Origin of the sequence: Yersinia sp. 2466 StPb PI, assembly GCF_041538325.1 — a bacterium.
GTDB lineage: Bacteria > Pseudomonadota > Gammaproteobacteria > Enterobacterales > Enterobacteriaceae > Yersinia > Yersinia enterocolitica_E.
Genome location: NZ_JAULSL010000001.1, coordinates 599,648 through 621,122 on the forward strand (window position 1 = coordinate 599,648; position 21,475 = coordinate 621,122).

Consider the following 21,475-nt stretch of genomic DNA (forward strand, 5'->3'; position numbering starts at 1 on the left):
GCCGTAAAGTTATAACAACCGAATCCGAGCACCGAATCAGTGATCCGATCTATTCTATAAACCAAAACTTAACCCACGAGTGAACGGCAAAACGCTATCCCATAAAATGCTCAGCCAGCTCTAAATCCCGCCGGGCAAACTCTCTTACTATCTTCCCGCTCTCCATCAGGGCCGCACGTTCAGACATATGGGCCACCACATCGCTGTCGTGGCTGACCAATAAATACGTCATGCCATGTTCGCGTTTCAAGTGATTGAGCAAATTGAGGATTTCCGCCTGAACCGACATATCTAATGCTGAAGTAGGTTCATCCAACAACAACAGTTTAGGGCGCAGCAGCAAGGCGCGGGCAATAGCAATGCGTTGGCGCTGGCCGCCAGAGAACTGATGAGGGTAACGCTGGGCGGCAGAAGCAGGCAGACCTACTTGCTCTAATGCACTTACAATTCGCTGCTGGATATTCTTTTCACCGTGAATCTGTAATGGCTCACCCAATGTGCGTTGAATATTATGCTGAGGGTGCAGCGAGGCATAGGGGTCTTGAAACACCATCTGCACATCTTTACGCAGTTGGCCGGTGAAACGTTGCCCTGGCCGTAACGGCGTACCCAGCAAGGTTATCTCTCCTTGCCATTCTCGCTGTAGACCGGCCAAAGTACGTAATACTGTAGATTTACCACAACCGGATGCGCCGATCAGGCTGAAGGTTTCACCCGCTTCAACCGCAAAGCTTACTGATTCAACTGCGGTTTTCACCTGATTTCTCTGCGGAAAACTGACCCGGAGATTATTGACTTCAATCAGTGCCATGGGAACCTCCAGAGAAATCAGCGCTGCGATCTAATACTGGCAAGTCAGTGCCATAGGTACCGGCATTCGGGCGGCAAGCCCATAACGTATGGGTATAAGGATGAGTTGAATAAGGCAAATCTGCCGCCGCCCCTTGATCGACCAGTTTCCCTTGATACATCACCAGCACGCGATGGCAATGCTCAGCGACCAACGGCAAATCGTGGCTTATTAACAGTAAACTCATATTGCGCTGCTCGGTTTGTTCAACAATCAATTCAAGAATTTGATTACGCAGTTTGGCATCCAAGGCTGATGTTGGTTCGTCGGCAATTAATACTCGTGGGTTATTCACCAACGCTATAGCTAACATTGCCCTCTGGCCCATTCCGCCGGAGAGTTGACCAGGATAGCTGTGGTAAGCACCTTCATTCAGCCCGACGGCGGCCAGTGCATTTAATACTCGTTCATGAGCATCGGCCCCTGAAAGAGCATTATGTAACAGCAGGGATTCTTCAATTTGCTTACCCACGGTTCGCACCGGATTCAGTGCGTAGCGGGGATCTTGCAGCACCATAGCAATTTCACTGCCACGTAACGCCCCCCACTGTTTCGGCTTAAGGGATGTCAAATCGTGTTTGACGATCTTACCGGGATTTCCTTGTTCATCGGTATTGTCAGAGTAATAACTCAGCTTTTTGGCGCTGACTTTGCCCGGTGAGCGAACTAACCCCATCAGAGCTCTGGCAGTAATGGATTTACCGGAACCGGATTCACCGACCAGTGCTACGCGCTCATGGCCGAGCTGGAAGGAGATATTATCCACCACCCGCTGTTGTTTAAAGTCGACACTCAAGCCTTCAACGGCGAAAATTTTATCAGTCATGGTGAGGGTCCAAAATATCGCGCAGGCCATCGCCTAACAGATTAAAAGCCATGCTGCTGAGCAAAATGGCGCAGCCCGGAATCGCGGCGATCCACCATTGATCGAAGATAACCTGCATTCCGTCGGCAACCATTGATCCCCATTCGGACATGGGCGGTCTGGCTCCTAGCCCGAGGAAACCTAACCCGGCAGCGGCCAAAATAATGCCAGCTAAATCCAGCGCCAGACGCACCACCGCCGAGGGGAGACACATGGGTAAAATATGGCCCCACAACAGCCGAAGACCTTTAATTCCCATCATTTCAGCGGCGGCCAGATAATCACTTTTGCGCAATAATTGGATCTCGGCTCTGGCCTGACGGGCATAGGCCGGCCAGGTAGTCAGCGCCAATGCCAATGCACCGTTAATCAAACCGGGGCCGAGCATCGCCACGAAGGCAAAGGCCAGAATCAGCCGTGGCATCGACATCACTACATCAGTGATGCGCATCAAAATGCGTTCGAGCCAGCCACCGTAATAGCCGGACAGCACGCCGACCAGCAACCCCAATGGTAGCGTGATCACGGTAACCAGCAGTACCAGCCCTAAGGTTGGGCGGGTGCCGTAAATCAGGCGCGACAGCATATCGCGGCCATAACTATCAGTACCGAGCCAGTGGTGTGCACCTGGCGGTAATAAACGGTCGGCTGCGTTTTGCCAGTTGGGATCTTGTGGCGCTAACCACGGAGCGAAAATCGCAATGATCACCAGCGAGGAGAGAATAAACAGCCCAATGCTGGTGGAGGGGGAACGCTTTAGCGCGTGGCAGAAGGTTATCATCGACATATCAACGCGTTCTCGGATCCAGCAGGCGGACCAGCAGATCCGTCACATTGTTAATCAAAATAAAGCAGATACCTAGCAGCAGTGTCCCGCCCATAATCGCGGTGGTATCGCCAGCAAATAGTGCGCTGGTCAGGTAACGGCCAATACCCGGCCAGGCAAAAACGGTTTCGGTTAACACCGCGCCTTCCAACATACTGGTATAGGCCAGCGCAATCACGGTCAGTAATGTGCCACGGATATTGGGTAGTACATGCATCAGCAGAATTCGCATTTCGCCCGCGCCTTTCGCTCGCGCCAATGTAATGTACTCTTTATTCAACTCGCTCAGACAGGCTGAGCGGGTCAGGCGGGTGATACTGGCTAGGGCATAATAAGAAAGCAGGGAAACCGGCAAAATTAAATGGGCGATGGCATTACTAAAGGCACCAGCATCATCGGAGCGCCAGGTGTCGATCAGCGCAAACCCCGTCTTCGCTTCCACAGTATATTGATAAATATCGTCAAGGCGGCCGGGGCCTGGGCTCCATTGCAGGCGCGCATAAAACAACAGCAACATCAGCAGGCCAAGCCAAAATATAGGTACCGAGTTACCCAGCAGGGTGATAAAGCGAATCGTGGCATCCAGCTTGCTGCCTGCCCAGCGGGCGCACAACAAGCCGAGGATAACCCCCAGTGCTGCGCCAATCACTAATGACAAGGTGGCCAATTCTAACGAGGCAGGGAAAACTGTCAGCAGATCCTGTAACACCGGTTGGCCGCTGGCACTGGCAGTCCCCAGATCACCATGCAGCAGCCGCACCAAATAGTGCCAGAACTGTACGGCTAATGGCTGATCCAGCCCAAGTTGGTGTTTAACTTGCTGATAGGTAGCCTCACTGGCGTGGTCCCCCACGATTTGTAATACCCTATCTACCGGCGACAGCGCCGACAGGAAAAAGGTAATTACCAGCAGACCGAATAAGGTCAGGGCCAGGGTAAATAAACCCTGTAAAAACCCCCAAAGACGACGCCGGGATTGGGTTCCCGGCGTATTATTTAGTGCTACAGACATCGACTAGCAACTCACTATTTCACAAATAAATTTATCAATATATCAACCAGCTATGCCCAAGAACTTGGCGTTACAGGTAGGCGGCAAGTGAACGAGCCCCGATGAGCTTACACTGGTAAGTGATTCGGGTAAGTTCACGCAGCTAACAACCCTGCAACTTCAAGTACGCAGGGAATAGGCTATTTGCTGACACGGTCATAATAGACCATATCCGCATTCAGACCTTGCTGGTAGCCTTTTACGTTATCGCGCAGCACAACTTGTGCTTTGGCTTGATCAATAAAGATATAAGGCGAGTTCTGTTGCAGCTCTTGTTGCAACTGGGTATAGAGCGCAGTGCGTTTCGCCGGATCGGCTTCTGCGACGGCGGCCAGTGTTTGTTTATTCAGCTCAGGAATAACCCAACCGTTTAAACCGGCAACAGTGCTGCTCTTGCCGTCGTTATAGGCAAAGGCGCTGGCATTGGAGTGCGCATCAAAGTAATCCGGGATCCACAAGCGGATAGCCGACTGATGTTGTTTAGCGCGGACTCGACCATATACTTGGCTGCCTGCTGCTGGCAGTAACACCAGTTTCACGCCACCTTGGGCAAAGCTTGCCTGTAACGACTGAGCGATAGTGATAAACGGAGGTTTGTTCTCAACATCCAGTGTCAATGTGGCATCTTTAATGCCTGCTTTGGCCAAAATCTCTTTAGCTTTAGCCGGATCAAAGGTGAATGGATTGCTTTCGAGAGCACCTGGTAAACCGACCGGCAGGAAACTTTGATGCACGAAATATTGGCCTTTCAGCAGATCTTTGGTAATTCCTTCATAATCAACCAAATAGCGTGAAGCGAGCCAAAATTCAGGTTTGCTCAATAGTGGGTTAGCAGGATTGGCGGTGTTGAATACCAAATAGTTTTGTTCCGCTGAAGGGATCTCAACCACCTTAACGCCAGCTTGTGTTTTCAGCGCGGCGGTCTGATCTGGTCCCAATTCACGGGCAATATCGGCATCACCCTGCTGAATAAGCAGGCGGCGGGCACTTGGGTCCGGTACGTTTTTGATAATGATATTTTTAATCAGCGGCTTATCACCCGGAGATGTCGGGTTGGCATCCAGCACGATGGCTTGGTGCGGCTGATATACCCGCATTTTGAACGGACCACTACCGGCGGAATGCATTTTCAGCCAGGCATTACCATAGTCGTTTTCTTTAACATTGGCGGTGACGGCTTTCTTATCAACAATTGAGGCGATTGGGGTTGATAAGATATTCAGAGCAACCGCTGGGCTGACATCAGCGCTCCAGCTCAGTTGAACGGTCTTGTTATCAATCTTTTTCAGATGTTGATCGATGTTGCTAGCATCCCAGCCCATTACGTTAAGGATGAAAGCCGGTGAACGGTTCATTTTTATCGCACGGGTAAAGGAGTAAATCACGTCATCGGCCTGCACTGGATTACCAGAAGCAAATTCAGCCTGCGGACGTAATTTCACGGTAAGGGTTTTGGCTGCGGCATCACCTTGCCAACTTTCAGCAAGGATCGGCACCACTTTTGCCGGATCATCACGATCAGCCTGTACCAGCCGCTGGTAGAGACTTGGAACCGTTTGAATACTCGACAGTTCATTACTTTCAGCCGGATCAAGGCTGACGATATCATCCAGGGATTGTACTACGACCAGAGTATCTGGTGGCGTTGCTGCCAATGCACCGCCAGATAGTGCTGTCAAAACCAATAATGACAGAATTTTAGCTTTCATTGTGACTCCCCGAAATGGGCTACAACCACGAATGTTTTTCGCGTTAATAGCAAGTATAGATAGTTAACATCGCTAGGAAATTATTGTTTTTTCGACTATTTCATCGCAGTTTCTCACGATAATGGCTTTACTGTCTGTGGTCAAAGTCTCAACAGTTATTTGTTATAACAATTAGTGATAAAAAAATATTACAAAAACGTAATGATTATTAATTCGCCCAGCAGCAGCACAATCTTTATTCCAGATTAATAAATGTTAAACACTTCCCACTAAATGAACAGTGAACTGGTTATAATGAAACGTTATTTCATTTTATTTACACGAAAGGGAAAGCCATGATTACCGGAAATATTCATCATTTGGAATTGTTGCCTTATCTGCCTGCACAATTAAAAGAAGCTATTGAGTATGTGAAGAGCCATATCACCGCAGAAACCCCATTGGGTAAGCATGATATTGATGGTAATAATCTATTCGTATTGATCTCCAATGACTGCACGGATTATCTGGAAAATCGCCGTGCGGAATATCACGCTAAGTATCTGGATATTCAGATTGTTTTGGCGGGCGTCGAGGGGATGACGTTCAGTAATCAGCCTGCCGGTAAGCCGGACACTGACTGGTTAGCGGACAAAGACATCGCTTTTTTACCGGCGGGTGTTGATGAGAAGCAGTTTGTCATGCAGACCGGTGATTTTGTGGTGTTCTACCCAGGTGAAGTGCATAAACCACTGTGTGCGGTGGGGGAACCGGCTAATGTGCGTAAAGCTGTTGTGAAGATATCTGTAAAATAAGCTATTTCACTTGTCAGCTTGAACTTCGGGCAGTGCTCGCCGCCGTCACATACTCCGTGTATGCTCCGTTGGCTGCGCGCTGTCCGCACTCAATCTGCCTGCGCCAATAACGCTTATTGATTAGATGTGAAAATAATTAAAAGCCGACACATCAGATGATCGGCCCTGTTATGTTTAGTCTTGACCCAATGTCGCGACCATCACTGCTTTGATGGTATGCAGGCGGTTTTCTGCTTGATCAAATACGATGCTGTGAGCAGATTCAAACACCTCTTCGGTAACCTCCATTCCCCCCGGCAAATCATACTGTTCGGCCATTTGTTTGCCCACGGTAGTTTGGTCATCGTGGAACGCAGGCAGGCAGTGCAGGAATTTGACCTGCGGGTTACCAGTGAGTTTTACCACCTCCATATTGACCTGATAAGGTTTCAGTAAGGCAACACGTTCTTGCCACACCTCTTTCGGCTCACCCATTGACACCCAAACATCGGTGTACAGGAAATCAGCGCCTTTTACCCCTTCGGCAATATCTTCTGTCAGTGTTATTTTTCCGCCCGTTTTCTGTGCCTGCGCCCGACAAGCCGCCACCAGACTGGCCTCTGGCCAACATGCTTTTGGTGCAACCAGGCGTAGATCCATCCCGACCAGCGCCGCCGCCTCCAGCATGGTGTTACCCATGTTGTTACGTGCATCTCCAAGATAGGCAAATTTCATTTCACTCAGCGCCTTACCCGGCAAATGTTCTTGCATGGTCAGCAAATCAGCCAGTAGCTGGGTTGGATGGAATTCATTTGTCAGACCATTCCATACCGGGACGCCGGCAAATTCGGCCAACGTTTCAACGATTTGTTGCCCGTGACCGCGATATTGGATACCGTCATACATGCGGCCTAGCACTCTGGCGGTATCTTTAATTGATTCTTTATGCCCAATTTGGCTCCCACCTGGGCCGAGGTAAGTCACGCGAGCACCTTGATCATATGCGGCAACTTCGAAAGAGCATCGGGTACGAGTTGAGTCTTTTTCGAAGATGAGCGCGATATTCTTACCTGCTAATTTTTGCTGCTCACAGCCTGATTTCTTGGCTTGCTTGAGTTCAGCAGCTAGGTCCAGCAGGGCCGTAATCTCGGTGGGGGTAAAATCCAGTAACCTTAGAAAGTGACGTTTATAGAACTGACTCATCTGTTCATCTCCATTTGCCCTTCATATTTGCTGTCTGGCTACAACACCAATTATTGGGGGGATTAATTGAACTTCAATGTGAATTTAAATTCAATTTATACGTATAAATATTCAATTACAACCCTAATCAATAAATCTTTCTCGTTTATAGTGGAGGCATTAGCGTGGGTGTGGGAAAATAGCATCATACAAAGCCCATTGACTGAGGATAAAGGCATGGCAAACCGCGAAATGCTGGACGAACAACGTGACGAGACCCGCCTGATCATCGAAGAACTGCTAGACGATGGCAGTGACCCAGATGCGCTATACACCATTGAACATCACCTTTCCGCTGAGAAGTTCGACGTGTTGGAGAAGGCTGCCGTTGAAGCATTCAAGCTGGGTTATGAAGTGACAGATGCTGAAGAGCTGGAAGTGGAAGATGGCTCATTAGTGATGTGTTGTGACGTGATCAGTGAAGTTGCACTAAATGCTGAAATCATTGATGCACAGGTTGAACAACTGATTGCACTGGCCGAAACCTGTGGCGTTAACTACGATGGTTGGGGCACCTACTACGAAGACCCGAACGCCGAAGATGACGAAGACGGTGATTTCGACGGTGAAGAGTTGGTGGACGAAGACGACGACGGTAAGCGCCACTAAATTACCCTTCGTCCTTGACGCTATAGCGGTGTTAGCTGCACTCACTCACCCGAATCACTGACTTGAGTCAGCTCATCGGGATTTGCTCGTTTGCTGCCTTGCTATAGCGCCAATGACTTTGGGTAATTGCCTTGGTGCTTGATGCTATAGCGGTGTTAGTGGCTCTTACTCACCCGAATCACTGACTTGAGTCAGCTCATCGGGATTTGCTCGTTTGCTGTCTTGCTGTAGTGCCAATGACTTTGAGGAATCCCCTTTGCTCTTGGCGCTATAGCCGCGTTAGCGGCATTTTCCAGCTAATACTATCAGGGCGCTTGATGCGCCCTGAATAATCACAGTTTTTTTAGCATCGTCACTTCGCAGTCCACATGGCCGGTATTGCCCATCGAACAGTCAATATGCTCAAAACCCAGTTTCTCATATAAGCCAATGGCGCTGGTCAGGCTGGCAGTGGTTTCCAGATAGCAGCGACCAAAACCCTGCTGACGAGCAAACGCCAACGCTTGTAACGCTAACTGTTTTGCCAAACCTTTACCGCGTAATATGGGCAGGAAATACATTTTCTGCAATTCACACAGATCGGCTTCGCCACCTGACAACGGTGCTACGCCGCCGCCGCCAGCGATATTACCGTCGACCTCGATCACCCAATAAGCGCTACGTGGCTGACTATATAGCTCAAACAAGTGATCCAGATTAGGATCAGATACGGTATAGCCTTTATCTGCGGTCAAGCCGAATTCAGCCGAAACATCACGGATAACATTGGCGATAGCGAGATTGTCTGCGACGGTGATAGGGCGCACCAGCAGACGGATCGGTGTGGCAGTGGTCATGGCGTATTACTCTATAAACCAATGGGTAATAACATAGTAATAATCTGTAATACCATCTATACCCGTCATACTTCAAGCTGTATGTGCGTTGGTTGCACTCAATAACCCGAATCACTTACTACCAGTAAGCTCATCGGGATGAATGAGGCTCATCCTGCGAGCTAGCATAAATGCTGTTCAAATCGGTTCCCGACCGATTTGTCTCTCGCTTGCCGTCTTCCTACAACTCGGATTATTTATGGTATGACACTGAATGAATGTAATGATAAAAAAAACAGCGGCTAAATAATTAGCTCGCTGTTCTTATCAGGCTGTCGGGACTCGGGTTAATTACAGAGCAGCGATGACTGCCTGCTGTTCAATTAACTTTTGTTTGGCTTCAGCACAGGCCGCCATTCTTTCACGCTCTTTGGCAACTACCGCTTCAGGCGCGCGCGCCACAAAGCCTTCGTTACCCAGTTTGCTTTCGATACGCTCAATCTCGGCTTCCAGTTTTGCGACTTCCTTAGCCAAACGATCCAGCTCAGTAGCTTTATCGATCAAGCCCGCCATTGGAATCAGCACTTCTGCGCCTTCAACCAGTTTGGTCACCGACACCGGGCCTTTATCACCATCAGCGAGCAGAGTGAGAGAGGACAAGCGTGCCAGCGACTGGATGAAACTCTGGTTTTCCAACACACGGCGCTGAGCTTCAGCACTGGCTCCACGCAGTATGACTTCCAGCGGCTTACCTGGCGCGATGTTCATCTCTGCACGGATATTACGCACCGCAATGATGGTTTGCTTGATCCACTCCAAATCACTCAGGGCTTTCTCATCTACCTGGCTGGCATCATATTCTGGGAAAGGTTGTAGCATAATGGTATCTGCTGTAATGCCTTTCAGGGTTTTAACCCGCTGCCAGATAGTTTCAGTGATGTAAGGAATGATTGGATGCGCCAGGCGCAGCAATGCTTCCAGCACCTCAATCAGGGTATGACGGGTACCGCGCAGTTCAGCATCAGAACCACTGTTCATCACCGGCTTGGTCAGCTCCAGATACCAGTCACAGAACTGGTTCCAGGTAAACTCATACAAAATACCCGCCGCTAGATCGAAGCGGTAAGTATCCATCGCTTCACGGTAGGCTTTGATGGTCTGATTGAATTCCGCCAGAATCCAGCGGTCAGCCAGTGATAGCACCATTTCGCCGCCGTTCTGCCCGCAATCTTGTCCTTCAGTATTCATCAGCACGAAACGGCTAGCATTCCACAGCTTATTACAGAAGTTACGATAGCCTTCCAGGCGTTTCATGTCCCAGTTGATATCACGGCCGGTAGAGGCCAGCGCTGCCAGCGTAAAGCGCAGGGCATCAGTGCCGTGCGGTTCAATACCGTTCGGGAACTGTTTCTCGGTGCGCTTGCGGATTTTTTCCGCCAACTGTGGCTGCATCATGTTACCGGTACGTTTTTCCAGCAACTCTTCCAGTGAAATACCGTCAACCATATCCAGTGGGTCGATGACGTTACCTTTCGACTTGGACATTTTCTGCCCTTCGTCATCGCGAATAAGACCGGTCATATAGACGGTCTTAAACGGCACCTGCGGTTTACCATTTTCATCTTTCATAAAGTGCATGGTCATCATGATCATGCGGGCAATCCAGAAGAAAATAATGTCGAAACCACTGACCACAACACTGGTCGGGTGGAAGGTTTTCAAGGCATCGGTTTGCTCAGGCCAGCCCAATGTGGAGAATGTCCACAGACCGGATGAGAACCAGGTATCCAGCACGTCTTCGTCTTGACGCAATGCCACGTCTGCGCCCAGATTGTTTTCGCGGCGCACTTCAGCTTCATCGCGGCCGACGTACACTTTACCTTGCTCGTCATACCAGGCCGGAATACGGTGGCCCCACCACAGTTGGCGAGAGATACACCAATCCTGAATGTCGCGCATCCATGAGTAATACATGTTTTCGTACTGCTTAGGCACGAACTGAATTTCACCGTTTTCTACCGCTTCAATGGCAACTTTAGCCAGCGGTGCCGTGCGTACATACCATTGGTCGGTCAGCATCGGCTCGATAACCACGCCGCCACGGTCGCCATAAGGCACCGTCAGGTCGTGCGGTTTAACCTCTTCCAGCAGGCCAAGTTTATCAAATTCAGCGACGACAGCTTTACGGGCAGCAAAACGTTCCAGACCCTGGAATTGTTCTGGGATTACACCGCTGCAAGCATCGGTAGCTTCACCGTTAGTATCAAACACTTCAGCTTCAGCACGGATATCACCGTCGAAAGTCAGAATGTTGATCATCGGCAGGGCGTGACGTTTACCTACTTCATAGTCATTAAAATCGTGCGCTGGGGTGATTTTCACGCAACCAGTGCCTTTTTCCATATCGGCATGTTCGTCACCGAGGATCGGAATACGGCGGCCAACTAACGGCAGGTAAACTTCTTTACCAATCAGATCTTTATAGCGCGGATCTTCCGGATTCACTGCAACACCGGTATCACCCAATACGGTTTCCGGGCGAGTGGTGGCGACCACCAGATAATCTTTACCTTCGGCGGTTTTGGCACCATCGGCTAGCGGATAACGCAGATGCCACATGGAACCTTTGGATTCGCGGTTTTCTACTTCCAGATCAGAAATAGCGGTGCGCAGTTTTGGATCCCAATTCACCAGGCGTTTGCCACGGTAAATCAGATCTTCTTTGTGCAGGCGAACAAACACTTCTTTAACTGCATTAGACAGGCCATCGTCCATGGTGAAACGCTCACGTTCCCAATCCACAGAGTTACCCAGACGGCGCATCTGGCGAGTGATGGTGCCGCCTGACTCGCCTTTCCACTGCCAGATTTTATCGATAAACGCATCGCGGCCATAATCGTGGCGGGTTTTGCCTTCTTCTGCGGCAATCTTACGCTCAACCACCATTTGGGTTGCGATACCGGCATGGTCGGTACCCGCCTGCCAGAGGGTATTTTTCCCCTGCATGCGCTGGTAGCGAATCAAGGTATCCATAATCGTCTGCTGGAAAGCATGGCCCATATGCAGGCTGCCGGTTACGTTTGGCGGCGGGATCATGATGCAATAGCTTTCTTTACTGGTATCGCCGTTCGGTTTGAAATAGCCCTGTTTTTCCCAGTGTTCATACAGCGGCTGTTCGATTTCTTGCGGGCTGTATGTTTTATCGAGGGACGGCTCAGTTTTGTCGATATTAGAAGGTGTGTTTTCCATTTTCTTTTTATTTCAATTAGTTGGCGGCGTTGCCGTAGTCAAGTGGAAGCCGACGCTGCGATAAGACTTATATCGGTCGCGCGCCAACTGTTTCAAATTTTCTTCGTAAGGGACGAAGTCTACCACTTCATGGAAAGCGGTGGCAAAACCTGCGAACTCTGGCAGCAGGCTGATAAGCAGGTCGCGGGGTGAATTACCGCGCCGTTCCGGCCAGGCAAGTTCGACTGGCGCGCCATATTTTGGCCCTTCACCGGCCAGATTGTGTGGCACAAATTGGTCTGGTGCTCGTTGCCACAGGGCTTCATCCAGCCGCTGAGCCTGTTCCTGACTTTCACAGGCGATTAGCACCCGTTTGCCCGCCCGCCAATGGACAGCTGCAACTTCGCAGGCCAACGCCTCATGAGCACGTAGTTCACCGGCGGGCGTGTCGTGTTCGAGCAGGTAGAAGGTGGCGTTTTTCATAGGTTCTCAGCACTCTTCGTCCTTGACGCCGCAGGGGTGTTGGTTGCACTCACTCACCCGAATCACTTACTGATGTAAGCTCATCGGGATGAGTTCGTTTGCCGCCTACCTGCAACCCCAATGAGCTTGGGTGTATATCAAATGGAATACATCAAACGATTAATCGTCGCCGTTTAGTCCTGCACGATTTAGCAGGAACTGAGACAACAACGCTACCGGACGGCCTGTTGCACCTTTGTTCTTGCCTGAACGCCATGCAGTGCCGGCGATATCCAGATGCGCCCAGCTATATTTACGGGTAAAGCGCGACAAGAAGCAGCCTGCGGTAATGGCTCCACCAGCACGGCCGCCAATATTTGCCATATCGGCAAAATTGGAGTCCAGTTGCTCGGCGTATTCATCACCCAGCGGCAAGCGCCATGCACGGTCACCGGCTTGTTCGGACGCCCCAATCAGCTCATGAGCTAATGGATTATGATTCGACATCAAACCGGTAATGTGGTGCCCTAATGCCACCACACACGCGCCGGTCAGTGTAGCGATATCAATCACCAGTTCTGGATCAAAACGCTCAACGTAGGTCAGCGCATCGCACAGTACCAAACGGCCTTCAGCATCGGTATTCAACACTTCGACTGTTTGGCCTGACATGGTGGTTAGAATATCACCAGGGCGATAAGCACGGCCACCCGGCATATTCTCACAACCCGCCAATACACCAATTACGTTCAACGGCAATTGCAGCTCAGCCACCACCCGCATCACGCCATAAACGGTTGCTGCACCGCACATGTCGTATTTCATCTCGTCCATGCCTTCGGCCGGTTTGATGGAAATACCACCAGAGTCGAAGGTCAGCCCCTTGCCTACCAGCACAATTGGCTTAGCGTCAGGGTTCGGATTACCCTTATATTCTATCACCGACATTAATGATTCATTCTGCGAACCATGGCCAACAGCCAGATAAGAGTGCATTCCCAGCTCTTTCATCTGCTGCTCACCAATGACGCGAGTAATGATATTGGTGCTAAACGCATCGGCCAGTTGGCGCGCCTGAGACGCCAGATACGCGGCGTTACAGATGTTGGGTGGCATATTGCCCAAGTCTTTAGCGGCTTTGATACCAGATGCCACAGCCAGACCGTGCTGTATTGCGCGCTCACCGCTGGTCAATTCGCGGCGGGTTGGCACATTGAACACCATTTTACGCAACGGGCGGCGAGGCTCGGTTTTATTACTTTTAAGTTGATCGAAGGTGTAAAGCGTTTCTTTGGCTGTTTCTACCGCCTGACGCACCTTCCAATAAGTATTGCGGCCTTTAACATGCAGTTCAGTCAGGAAGCAGACTGCCTCCATTGAACCGGTGTCATTAAGGGTATTGATGGTCTTCTGGATCACTTGCTTGTACTGGCGTTCATCAAGCTCACGCTCTTTACCACAACCAATTAACAAGATGCGCTCGGAGAGAATATTCGGCACATGGTGCAGTAACAGCGTCTGCCCGACTTTGCCTTCAAGTTCACCACGGCGCAATAAAGCGCTGATGTAGCCATCACTAATTTTGTCGAGTTGTTCGGCAATTGGAGATAGACGACGAGGTTCGAAAACGCCGACTACAATACAGGCACTGCGCTGTTTTTCCGGGCTGCCGCTCTTTACACTGAACTCCATGCACTCTCCTGAATCTTAAAGACAAAGGCGGAAGCTACCGCTAGAATGTAGCGCTCCGCAACGATCTCTCTCCGTTGTGTTAACGACGTGTGTTAACCTTAACGGCATAAGTTGTTTTGTTTTGGCGACTATAAGCATGTTCCTATAGGACACCTAAACGCTAGATGCTGTAATACTATTTTAGCTGTGAAGGTTGCCATATGATGAGAATAAATGGCGGATTAACGATGAAACTATCGATTTTCCTGCAAAAAGACAAGTTTTCACAGGCGTATTAGCGTGATCATCATTAGATATCTGGTACGGGAAACACTTAAGAGCCAAATTGCGATTCTGTTCATCCTGCTATTAATCTTCTTTAGTCAGAAGTTAGTACGGATATTAGGCGCTGCGGTCGATGGTGAAATACCGACAAACCTGGTTTTATCCCTTTTAGGGCTCGGTGTGCCGGAAATGGCACAACTTATCCTGCCATTGAGCTTATTCCTTGGCCTGCTGATGACGTTGGGCAAATTGTACACGGAGAGTGAAATCACCGTGATGCATGCCTGCGGCATGGGCAAAAAATCCCTCATAATGGCTGCATTGATTCTGGCGCTGGTGACTTCTGCTCTGGCGGCGGTTAATACCATCTGGCTTGGTCCGTGGTCTTCTAAACATCAAGATGAAGTATTGAACGACGCCCGCGCTAACCCAAGTTTGGCCGCTTTGGCCGGTGGGCAGTTTAAGTCTTCAACCGATGGCAATTCAGCCTTATTTATCGGTAATGTGACAGGCAAAGAGTTTAACCGTGTATTTTTGGCACAATTGCGGCCAAACGGTAACCAACGCCCCTCTGTGGTTGTAGCAGATAGCGGCCATATGACCGAACGACCAGATGGCTCACAAGTGGTTATTTTAAACAAAGGTACCCGCTATGAAGGCACCGCGTTGTTGCGCGATTTCCGCATCACTGATTTTGTTGATTACCAAGCAATAATCGGCCATCAGGAAGTGCAACAAAACAACAATGTGGCTGAACAGATGACTATGAAACAGCTATGGCGTGCAAATGAACCCGATGCCCGCGCAGAGTTTCATTGGCGTCTGACACTGATTGTATCGGTGATTATCATGGCGTTGTTGGTGGTGCCACTGAGTGTTGTCAATCCACGTCAGGGGCGAGTGCTGAGCATGTTGCCGGCAATGTTGCTGTATTTGATTTTCTTCCTGTTACAAAGCTCCCTGCGCTCTAATGCAGGTAACGGCAAGCTGGACCCACTTGTCTGGATGTGGACCGTAAACGGTGCATATCTGGCGGTTGCGGTGGTATTGAACCTGTGGGATGGCCTGCCGGCTCGTAAGTTACGTGCGCGATTGAGAGGTGCTGCCTGATGTTTGGTGTATTAGACCGTTATATCGGACGGACTATCCTCAATACCATTTTGATGACGTTATTCATGCTGGTATCGCTCTCTGGCATCATCAAGTTTGTCGATCAGCTACGTAAAGTCGGGCAGGGTGACTACTCAGCAGTTTCCGCTGGCATGTACACTCTACTGAGTATCCCTAAGGATATTGAGATCTTTTTCCCGATGGCGGCGCTATTAGGCGCATTGCTGGGTCTTGGGTCATTAGCGACTCGCAGTGAACTGGTGGTGATGCAGGCATCAGGTTTTACCCGCATGCAAATTGCCGCGTCGGTGATGAAAACCGCGATTCCGCTGGTATTGTTGACAATGGCGATCGGCGAGTGGGTTGCGCCTCAAGGTGAGCAGATGGCGCGTAATTTCCGCGCTCAGCAGATGTATGGTGGTTCACTCTTATCAACGCAATCGGGTCTGTGGGCGAAAGACGGTTCTGACTTTATCTATATCCAGCGGGTATCGGGTGACAATGAACTGACCGGGGTTAACATTTATCATTTTGATAAACAAGATCGCCTGCTTTCAGTGCGTTACGCCGCAACAGCCACTTATGACGACAATATTTGGCGTTTATCGCAGGTTGATGAATCTGATCTTACCAATCCTAAGCAAGTGACTGGCTCTCAGACCTTGACTGGCGAGTGGAAGACCAATCTGACCCCAGAGAAACTGGGGGTGGTTGCGATGAATCCCGACTCGCTCTCCATTCGTGGTTTATACGATTACAGTAAGTACCTGCGGCAAAGTGGGCAGGAATCGAGCCGTTACGAGTTGAACATGTGGGGCAAGATATTCGCACCATTCTCAGTCGCGGTAATGATGCTAATGGCGTTGTCATTTATTTTTGGCCCATTACGTAGTGTACCGATGGGTGTTCGGGTGGTTACCGGTATCTTCTTCGGCTTTGTTTTCTACGTACTGGATCAGATTTTTGGCCCACTTAGTTTGGTTTACAGCATTCCACCGGTCATCGGTGCGCTGTTACCGAGTATACTTTTCCTCCTAATCAGTGTTTATTTGCTGCTAAAACGGCGTTGATGGCGTTTTTTTCGACACTTAGACTAAACTTGGTGGGATAACAGTTGCATGCGGATCATTGCTAGGTATAATTCACCTCGTTCTCCGCATACTACTTCAGTGCCGAAGTGGCGAAATCGGTAGACGCAGTTGACTCAAAATCAACCGCCGCGAGGCATGCCGGTTCGATTCCGGCCTTCGGCACCATTAGTATGTAAATAGACCTCAACTGAGGTCTTTTTTTATGTCTAAAATCCAGTCCCCGCAAGGCTCTTCTCGCTTTTTCACTCAACATAAGTCAACCTGATTCAATCTACATCAACTTACTGATGTGGGTACAATTGCGGGTATATCCCGGTTCGATAATGTTTGTACCCACGCAGAACCCTTGAAAGGATACTCAACATGGCTCTGAGTGATGTGAAGGTTCGTACAGCCAAGCCTGAAGCAAAAGCCTATAAACTTACCGACGGCGAAGGCATGGTATTACTGGTTCACCCTAACGGCTCGAAATACTGGCGGCTACGCTATCGCTTTGGTGGTAAAGAGAAGATGCTGGCGCTGGGGAAGTACCCTGAAATATCGTTGGCTGATGCCAGGGCACGGCGTGACGAAGCTCGTAAGCTGTTAGCTAACGGTGTGGACCCAAGTGAAAGCAAGAAAGCCGTTAAGGTAGAGCAGGAGCAAGAAGCGATAACTTTTGAAGTGGTAGCCAGAGAGTGGCATGCCAGTAATCGTCAATGGTCAGAAGCTCACAGTGCTCGAGTGCTCAAAAGCTTAGAGGACAATCTCTTTCAAGCCATAGGCAATCGGAATATCACAGACCTCGGAACCCGTGATCTTTTACCTCCCATTAAAGCCGTGGAGATGTCTGGACGTCTTGAGGTGGCTTCCCGCCTGCAACAACGAACCACAGCAATAATGCGCTATGCAGTACAAAGCGGTTTAATTGATTACAACCCCGCGCAGGAGATGGCGGGCGCTGTTGCTACCGGTAAAAGAAAGCACCGTGCTGCACTTGAGTTAAACCGCGTTTCAGAGTTACTTCATCGCATCGATTACTACAGTGGCAGGCCACTCACTCGGCTAGCGGTAGAATTGACTTTATTGGTCTTTATCCGTTCCAGTGAATTACGCTTTGCCCGTTGGTCAGAAGTGGATTTTGAAACCGCCATGTGGACCATCCCTGGAGAACGTGAACCACTGGAAGGTGTTAAGCATTCGCACCGAGGTTCAAAAATGCGCACTCCCCATCTTGTCCCCTTATCCCGCCAGGCTCTCGCCATTCTGGAAAAGATCAAAAGCATGAGTGGAAACCGTGAACTGATCTTTATCGGTGATCACGACCCACGCAAACCAATGAGTGAAAACACGGTAAACAAAGCCCTGCGTGTTATGGGGTATGACACGAAGGTCGAGGTTTGTGGGCATGGCTTCAGGACGATGGCTTGTAGTTCATTGATTGAGTCGGGATTGTGGTCGAGGGATGCAGTAGAACGACAGATGAGCCATCAGGAGCGTAACTCTGTGCGTGCGGCTTATATCCATAAAGCCGAGCACTTAGATGAGCGCAGACTGATGATCCAGTGGTGGGCAGATTATCTGGATGCAAATCGGGAGAAAGGGGTGAGTCCGTTTGATTTTGGGAAAAAAACTGAGATTAATAATCAGTAATGCAGCCAACTTTTACTTTAAACAGGTCCCACTTTGTATTAGCTGGAAGCTAAGCCAGTGGGCCGCTACAGCCATCTTCTCAACTTAACGAGTAAATGTTAATCTAAATAGCTGTTCCTAATACCGCTTTACCCTACACAAGCCTTGGGGCACAAGGGATAGTCAGCTTCCCGCCCCGGAAACCTTTTATATCAAGGATCAGGAGTGGTAGTGATGAGTAGCAAAATAATCACCTATAGTTACAAAGTGATCTACTATTCGGAACAGCTATTTAGAAGAAAATTTGATATTGAATCTTTAACTCCTCTGTTACATAGCCTTTTTGGGGTTTGGGTTGTACCATTCAAATAGTGATTTTTATTTATAGTAGCTTATTGGATTTTATCGGGTGTAAGATATTCTACATATAGACTAATTAAAATGGACAGCTATTATGAAAATAGAAGATAGGAAAGACAAGGTAATAAATTTATTTAATGATATAAATTCCGGAGAAATTAATACTCGACCTGATTTCCAGCGTGGAGAGGTTTGGTCTTCTACAAAGAAAAAAATGCTGATTGATACAATACTCCGAAAATGGCCTATTCCGCCGATTCATTTAGTCAAAGTGGATGATTCCACGTTTGAAGTTCTTGACGGTCAGCAACGTTTAACCGCGATACGAGATTTTATTAATAACAAATTCTCTATCGATGGAAATATACAGCCTTTAGATGATGAAATATGTGCTTTACATGGGAGGAAATATAAAAATCTAAATGAAGATGTTAAGCGAGATTTTAATACATATCGCTTTATTATTTATGAAATGATGGATTACACTGCTGGGGAGCCTGGAGAAATATTCCATAGGTTAAACCAGTCGGTAAAATTAACCTCATCTGAACAGCGAAATTCCTTGTATGGAGAACTACGTAGTCAGACATCTGATTTCGTTGATTTAATGGTTCTGAAGGGTGTTAATAAAGAATTATTAGGTTTTACTAACTCTAGGCTGGCCTATAATGATCTCATTGCAAGGGTTGGCTATTTATTAGAACAGCATTCTCTACGGGCGACGTTAAATGATAAGATATTAAATTACAGATTCAGGGATGAGTCTGGGTTTGATTTTAATGTTATTAATAAAATTAAATTTGCAATAATAACACTCTCTGAAATTAGAGTTGAACTTGAACGCTACGGTTATGAAATAAATCTAACTAAAGCTTCATCTCTTAATTGGATATATTTCATTGCAGAGAATATGGATAAATTCTCTTCTTCTAAACATGATCTTTTTCAAGGTTTTTTCAATCTGGAAAGGGCTAAGAATGCAGTAAAGAACAATGAGCAAATACCATTAGAAATCAGCAATTTTTTTGAGTCAAAAGATAATAGTTTAAAAGAATTGCTATTAATATATATAGAGAGATCTTCCTCAAGAGTCATGACTACTGCATCAATTATTATCAGAGATATAATAATTAATTTTTCGATATTTAAGTCGAATTTTGAATTATTTAGCATTGAGGAGGTTAATGATCTTCAAAACCTCGCGAAAAGAATAAATTCAAATGAATTTGATATTAAAGAGTTCATAGAGAATCTTTCTGATAAATGGAAGGTGATAAATGCGTAATGCAAAAGTGGCTGACGTTTGGCGGCATGTTAATGATATTGAAAAATATAAAACAAGAATATTAGATATTTCAATTGAAAATATGTCTGGATTCGAAAATATAAAAATAACACCTCAGAGTGCAATAACAGCAATATGTGGTAAGAATGGTGTTGGTAAAACCACATTGTTGAAGTTTGTTTTTAATGCAATTAAAAATCACAAGAAATCTATGCCCGAAAATAGATTTGGTGATTATGATTTTATAATAAACTTAAAACATGATGATGCCCCCTTAAGTTTTAATAAAAAAACTGCTCATCAGTTTGATAAGGTATTTTATTTAGAGCCAAGTCAAGAATGCTCTCGGATATTAGAATATATACGAAATACTAAAAATTTCCATGAAATCATTGAAGGCGAAGGAGAAAACATAGCTTTTAATGATGAAAGGATAAAAACTCAAATAGAAAGAATAATTGGTAAACAATATAAAAAAGTTGTTTTTCGAGAGGTTACAGGTGCTATTGAAGACGATTATACCTTCCCATATTTCGAAATAGAATTAAGCAGTGGAATAAAATATTCAAATGTTGATATGGGAATGGGGGAGTTTTCGGTTTTTTATATATTATGGTTTATTCGTAGTTGTGAAAGAAATTCTATTGTTTTTATCGAAGAGCCTGAGAATTTTATATCTGCCAATACACAGTCCTATCTAATGGATAAAATAGCCGAGCAAGCAGATATTAATAAACTCTGGATAATGTTGTCTACGCATTCTGAACATATATTGTCAAGAATTAGCCTTGATAATACTAAAGTTTTACTGAAAAGACCTTCTGATATAACTCATTTAGTTGAGCCTAGATACAGAGAAAAATACCTTACGGCTTTAGGATTAACGCCACAGCTTGACGGTGTTATTTTTGTTGAAGATGTTTTTTCGGCAGATTTCTTGACTTTTCTTTTATCAAAACTTTCCCCTTCCTTTTTAAAAAATCATAAAGTACTACCTATTAGATGTGATTCTAATATAGAAAAAATAATCTCACATTATGAACCACTAAGAAAGATTCCTATAAGTTTTATAGGTGTTTTTGATGCCGATCAACAAAAAAAAATATTCAAATATATAGGTAGAGATGTTTATGTAGCAGCCTTGCCTGGAAGAAAACCACTGCCGCCAGAAATTCTCGTATGGGAAACCCTTTATAATGAAATAGAAAATATTTCAGCACATTTACAAATTGATCATGAGACCCTCCAAAATGCTGTAATGAATAATAATACTATTAACTATCACGACAGGTATTTAAGTATTTCTCATGAATTGAACATTTCAATTGAAGTGCTCCTTCAGGCAATTTTTTCCCAATGGTTAAGTGATGACGTTAATAAGAGTCTTGCCCATCTTTTTGTTCTTTCCATAACAAATTATAATAAGATCATATCTGCTTCAATAATTGACATTACCGATAATTCATTAAAAATGAATATTTTTAATTCTGAGATAACTCTTAAAAAAGAGCACGTTATAGTTTCAGATAAGTACCCCCTAGTAAAGGGAATGAATGTAAAATTTTATCTTTACTTTGAAAGTGAAGGATATATAGCAAAAATAATAAATGATTAAATAACTTGGATTTTATT

General features: G+C 47.0%; 17 protein-coding genes and 1 tRNA gene. 8 read left to right on the forward strand and 10 right to left on the reverse strand.

The annotated features are described in order from the left end of the window. Positions 1-94: 94 nt before the first annotated feature. From Q2T72_RS02765 to Q2T72_RS02785, 5 genes are all read right to left on the reverse strand, one after another. Positions 95-811 carry an ABC transporter ATP-binding protein gene (locus tag Q2T72_RS02765; protein WP_083160838.1) on the reverse strand — a complete coding sequence of 239 codons (717 nt, stop codon included), beginning with the start codon at positions 809-811 and terminating at the stop codon, positions 95-97. Then, positions 798-1,676: an ABC transporter ATP-binding protein gene (locus Q2T72_RS02770; RefSeq protein WP_372568593.1), complete on the reverse strand. Its 879-nt coding sequence runs from the start codon at positions 1,674-1,676 to the stop codon at positions 798-800. The genes Q2T72_RS02765 and Q2T72_RS02770 overlap by 14 nt, the downstream gene beginning before the upstream one ends. Then, positions 1,669-2,502 carry an ABC transporter permease gene (locus Q2T72_RS02775; protein ID WP_005186584.1) on the reverse strand — a complete coding sequence of 278 codons (834 nt, stop codon included), beginning with the start codon at positions 2,500-2,502 and terminating at the stop codon, positions 1,669-1,671. The genes Q2T72_RS02770 and Q2T72_RS02775 overlap by 8 nt, the downstream gene beginning before the upstream one ends. A gap of 1 nt (position 2,503) precedes the next feature. Next, positions 2,504-3,553, reverse strand: coding sequence for an ABC transporter permease (locus Q2T72_RS02780; RefSeq protein WP_083160834.1), 1,050 nt, complete (start codon positions 3,551-3,553; stop codon positions 2,504-2,506). Between the two features lie 179 nt (positions 3,554-3,732). After that, entirely contained in the window at positions 3,733-5,301 is a 1,569-nt protein-coding gene (locus tag Q2T72_RS02785; RefSeq protein WP_372568594.1) for an ABC transporter substrate-binding protein, read from the reverse strand. Between the two features lie 335 nt (positions 5,302-5,636). Here Q2T72_RS02785 and Q2T72_RS02790 point away from each other — a divergent pair, with 335 nt between their 5' ends. Then, a complete protein-coding gene (locus tag Q2T72_RS02790; RefSeq protein WP_083160830.1) occupies positions 5,637-6,095 on the forward strand; it encodes a YhcH/YjgK/YiaL family protein in 459 nt (152 codons plus the stop codon). A 174-nt stretch (positions 6,096-6,269) separates the two neighbouring features. Here Q2T72_RS02790 and argF read toward each other — a convergent pair whose 3' ends face one another. Continuing rightward, complete coding sequence (gene argF / locus Q2T72_RS02795) at positions 6,270-7,277, reverse strand: ornithine carbamoyltransferase (RefSeq protein WP_083160828.1); 1,008 nt, start codon at positions 7,275-7,277, stop codon at positions 6,270-6,272. Between the two features lie 216 nt (positions 7,278-7,493). Between argF and rraB the strand changes: the two genes are divergently transcribed. Further along, positions 7,494-7,925: a ribonuclease E inhibitor RraB gene (gene rraB, locus Q2T72_RS02800; RefSeq protein ID WP_083160826.1), complete on the forward strand. Its 432-nt coding sequence runs from the start codon at positions 7,494-7,496 to the stop codon at positions 7,923-7,925. Positions 7,926-8,257: 332 nt separating this feature from the next. Here rraB and Q2T72_RS02805 read toward each other — a convergent pair whose 3' ends face one another. From Q2T72_RS02805 to pepA, 4 genes are all read right to left on the reverse strand, one after another. Continuing rightward, positions 8,258-8,761 carry a GNAT family N-acetyltransferase gene (locus Q2T72_RS02805; protein WP_005186590.1) on the reverse strand — a complete coding sequence of 168 codons (504 nt, stop codon included), beginning with the start codon at positions 8,759-8,761 and terminating at the stop codon, positions 8,258-8,260. Positions 8,762-9,091: 330 nt separating this feature from the next. Beyond that, positions 9,092-11,989 carry a valine--tRNA ligase gene (locus Q2T72_RS02810; RefSeq protein WP_372568595.1) on the reverse strand — a complete coding sequence of 966 codons (2,898 nt, stop codon included), beginning with the start codon at positions 11,987-11,989 and terminating at the stop codon, positions 9,092-9,094. 12 nt (positions 11,990-12,001) lie between these two features. After that, a complete protein-coding gene (locus Q2T72_RS02815) occupies positions 12,002-12,451 on the reverse strand; it encodes a DNA polymerase III subunit chi (RefSeq protein WP_004704882.1) in 450 nt (149 codons plus the stop codon). Between the two features lie 159 nt (positions 12,452-12,610). After that, complete coding sequence (gene pepA / locus Q2T72_RS02820; protein WP_005186600.1) at positions 12,611-14,122, reverse strand: leucyl aminopeptidase; 1,512 nt, start codon at positions 14,120-14,122, stop codon at positions 12,611-12,613. 279 nt (positions 14,123-14,401) lie between these two features. Between pepA and lptF the strand changes: the two genes are divergently transcribed. The 6 genes from lptF to Q2T72_RS02850 all read left to right on the forward strand — a co-directional run bounded on the left by lptF (position 14,402) and on the right by Q2T72_RS02850 (position 21,458). Beyond that, entirely contained in the window at positions 14,402-15,496 is a 1,095-nt protein-coding gene (gene lptF / locus Q2T72_RS02825; protein WP_083160822.1) for an LPS export ABC transporter permease LptF, read from the forward strand. After that, positions 15,496-16,566 carry an LPS export ABC transporter permease LptG gene (gene lptG / locus Q2T72_RS02830; RefSeq protein WP_083160821.1) on the forward strand — a complete coding sequence of 357 codons (1,071 nt, stop codon included), beginning with the start codon at positions 15,496-15,498 and terminating at the stop codon, positions 16,564-16,566. The genes lptF and lptG overlap by 1 nt, the downstream gene beginning before the upstream one ends. A gap of 101 nt (positions 16,567-16,667) precedes the next feature. Beyond that, positions 16,668-16,752 (forward strand) — tRNA-Leu (locus Q2T72_RS02835). A 198-nt stretch (positions 16,753-16,950) separates the two neighbouring features. Continuing rightward, positions 16,951-18,219: a tyrosine-type recombinase/integrase gene (locus Q2T72_RS02840; protein ID WP_372568596.1), complete on the forward strand. Its 1,269-nt coding sequence runs from the start codon at positions 16,951-16,953 to the stop codon at positions 18,217-18,219. A gap of 433 nt (positions 18,220-18,652) precedes the next feature. Beyond that, positions 18,653-19,843, forward strand: coding sequence for a DUF262 domain-containing protein (locus tag Q2T72_RS02845; RefSeq protein WP_372568597.1), 1,191 nt, complete (start codon positions 18,653-18,655; stop codon positions 19,841-19,843). Then, entirely contained in the window at positions 19,836-21,458 is a 1,623-nt protein-coding gene (locus Q2T72_RS02850; protein ID WP_372568598.1) for an ATP-dependent endonuclease, read from the forward strand. The genes Q2T72_RS02845 and Q2T72_RS02850 overlap by 8 nt, the downstream gene beginning before the upstream one ends. The last annotated feature ends 17 nt before the right edge of the window (positions 21,459-21,475 follow it).

What these genes read in the sequence shown, in the direction of transcription:
- Q2T72_RS02765 (WP_083160838.1), bottom strand. Translation starts at nt 811, where the DNA reads ATGGCACTGATTGAAGTCAATAATCTCCGGGTCAGTTTTCCGCAGAGA.
- Q2T72_RS02770 (WP_372568593.1), bottom strand. Translation starts at nt 1,676, where the DNA reads ATGACTGATAAAATTTTCGCCGTTGAAGGCTTGAGTGTCGACTTTAAA.
- Q2T72_RS02775 (WP_005186584.1), bottom strand. Translation starts at nt 2,502, where the DNA reads ATGTCGATGATAACCTTCTGCCACGCGCTAAAGCGTTCCCCCTCCACC.
- Q2T72_RS02780 (WP_083160834.1), bottom strand. Translation starts at nt 3,553, where the DNA reads ATGTCTGTAGCACTAAATAATACGCCGGGAACCCAATCCCGGCGTCGT.
- Q2T72_RS02785 (WP_372568594.1), bottom strand. Translation starts at nt 5,301, where the DNA reads ATGAAAGCTAAAATTCTGTCATTATTGGTTTTGACAGCACTATCTGGC.
- Q2T72_RS02790 (WP_083160830.1), top strand. Translation starts at nt 5,637, where the DNA reads ATGATTACCGGAAATATTCATCATTTGGAATTGTTGCCTTATCTGCCT.
- argF (WP_083160828.1), bottom strand. Translation starts at nt 7,277, where the DNA reads ATGAGTCAGTTCTATAAACGTCACTTTCTAAGGTTACTGGATTTTACC.
- rraB (WP_083160826.1), top strand. Translation starts at nt 7,494, where the DNA reads ATGGCAAACCGCGAAATGCTGGACGAACAACGTGACGAGACCCGCCTG.
- Q2T72_RS02805 (WP_005186590.1), bottom strand. Translation starts at nt 8,761, where the DNA reads ATGACCACTGCCACACCGATCCGTCTGCTGGTGCGCCCTATCACCGTC.
- Q2T72_RS02810 (WP_372568595.1), bottom strand. Translation starts at nt 11,989, where the DNA reads ATGGAAAACACACCTTCTAATATCGACAAAACTGAGCCGTCCCTCGAT.
- Q2T72_RS02815 (WP_004704882.1), bottom strand. Translation starts at nt 12,451, where the DNA reads ATGAAAAACGCCACCTTCTACCTGCTCGAACACGACACGCCCGCCGGT.
- pepA (WP_005186600.1), bottom strand. Translation starts at nt 14,122, where the DNA reads ATGGAGTTCAGTGTAAAGAGCGGCAGCCCGGAAAAACAGCGCAGTGCC.
- lptG (WP_083160821.1), top strand. Translation starts at nt 15,496, where the DNA reads ATGTTTGGTGTATTAGACCGTTATATCGGACGGACTATCCTCAATACC.
- Q2T72_RS02840 (WP_372568596.1), top strand. Translation starts at nt 16,951, where the DNA reads ATGGCTCTGAGTGATGTGAAGGTTCGTACAGCCAAGCCTGAAGCAAAA.
- Q2T72_RS02845 (WP_372568597.1), top strand. Translation starts at nt 18,653, where the DNA reads ATGAAAATAGAAGATAGGAAAGACAAGGTAATAAATTTATTTAATGAT.
- Q2T72_RS02850 (WP_372568598.1), top strand. Translation starts at nt 19,836, where the DNA reads ATGCGTAATGCAAAAGTGGCTGACGTTTGGCGGCATGTTAATGATATT.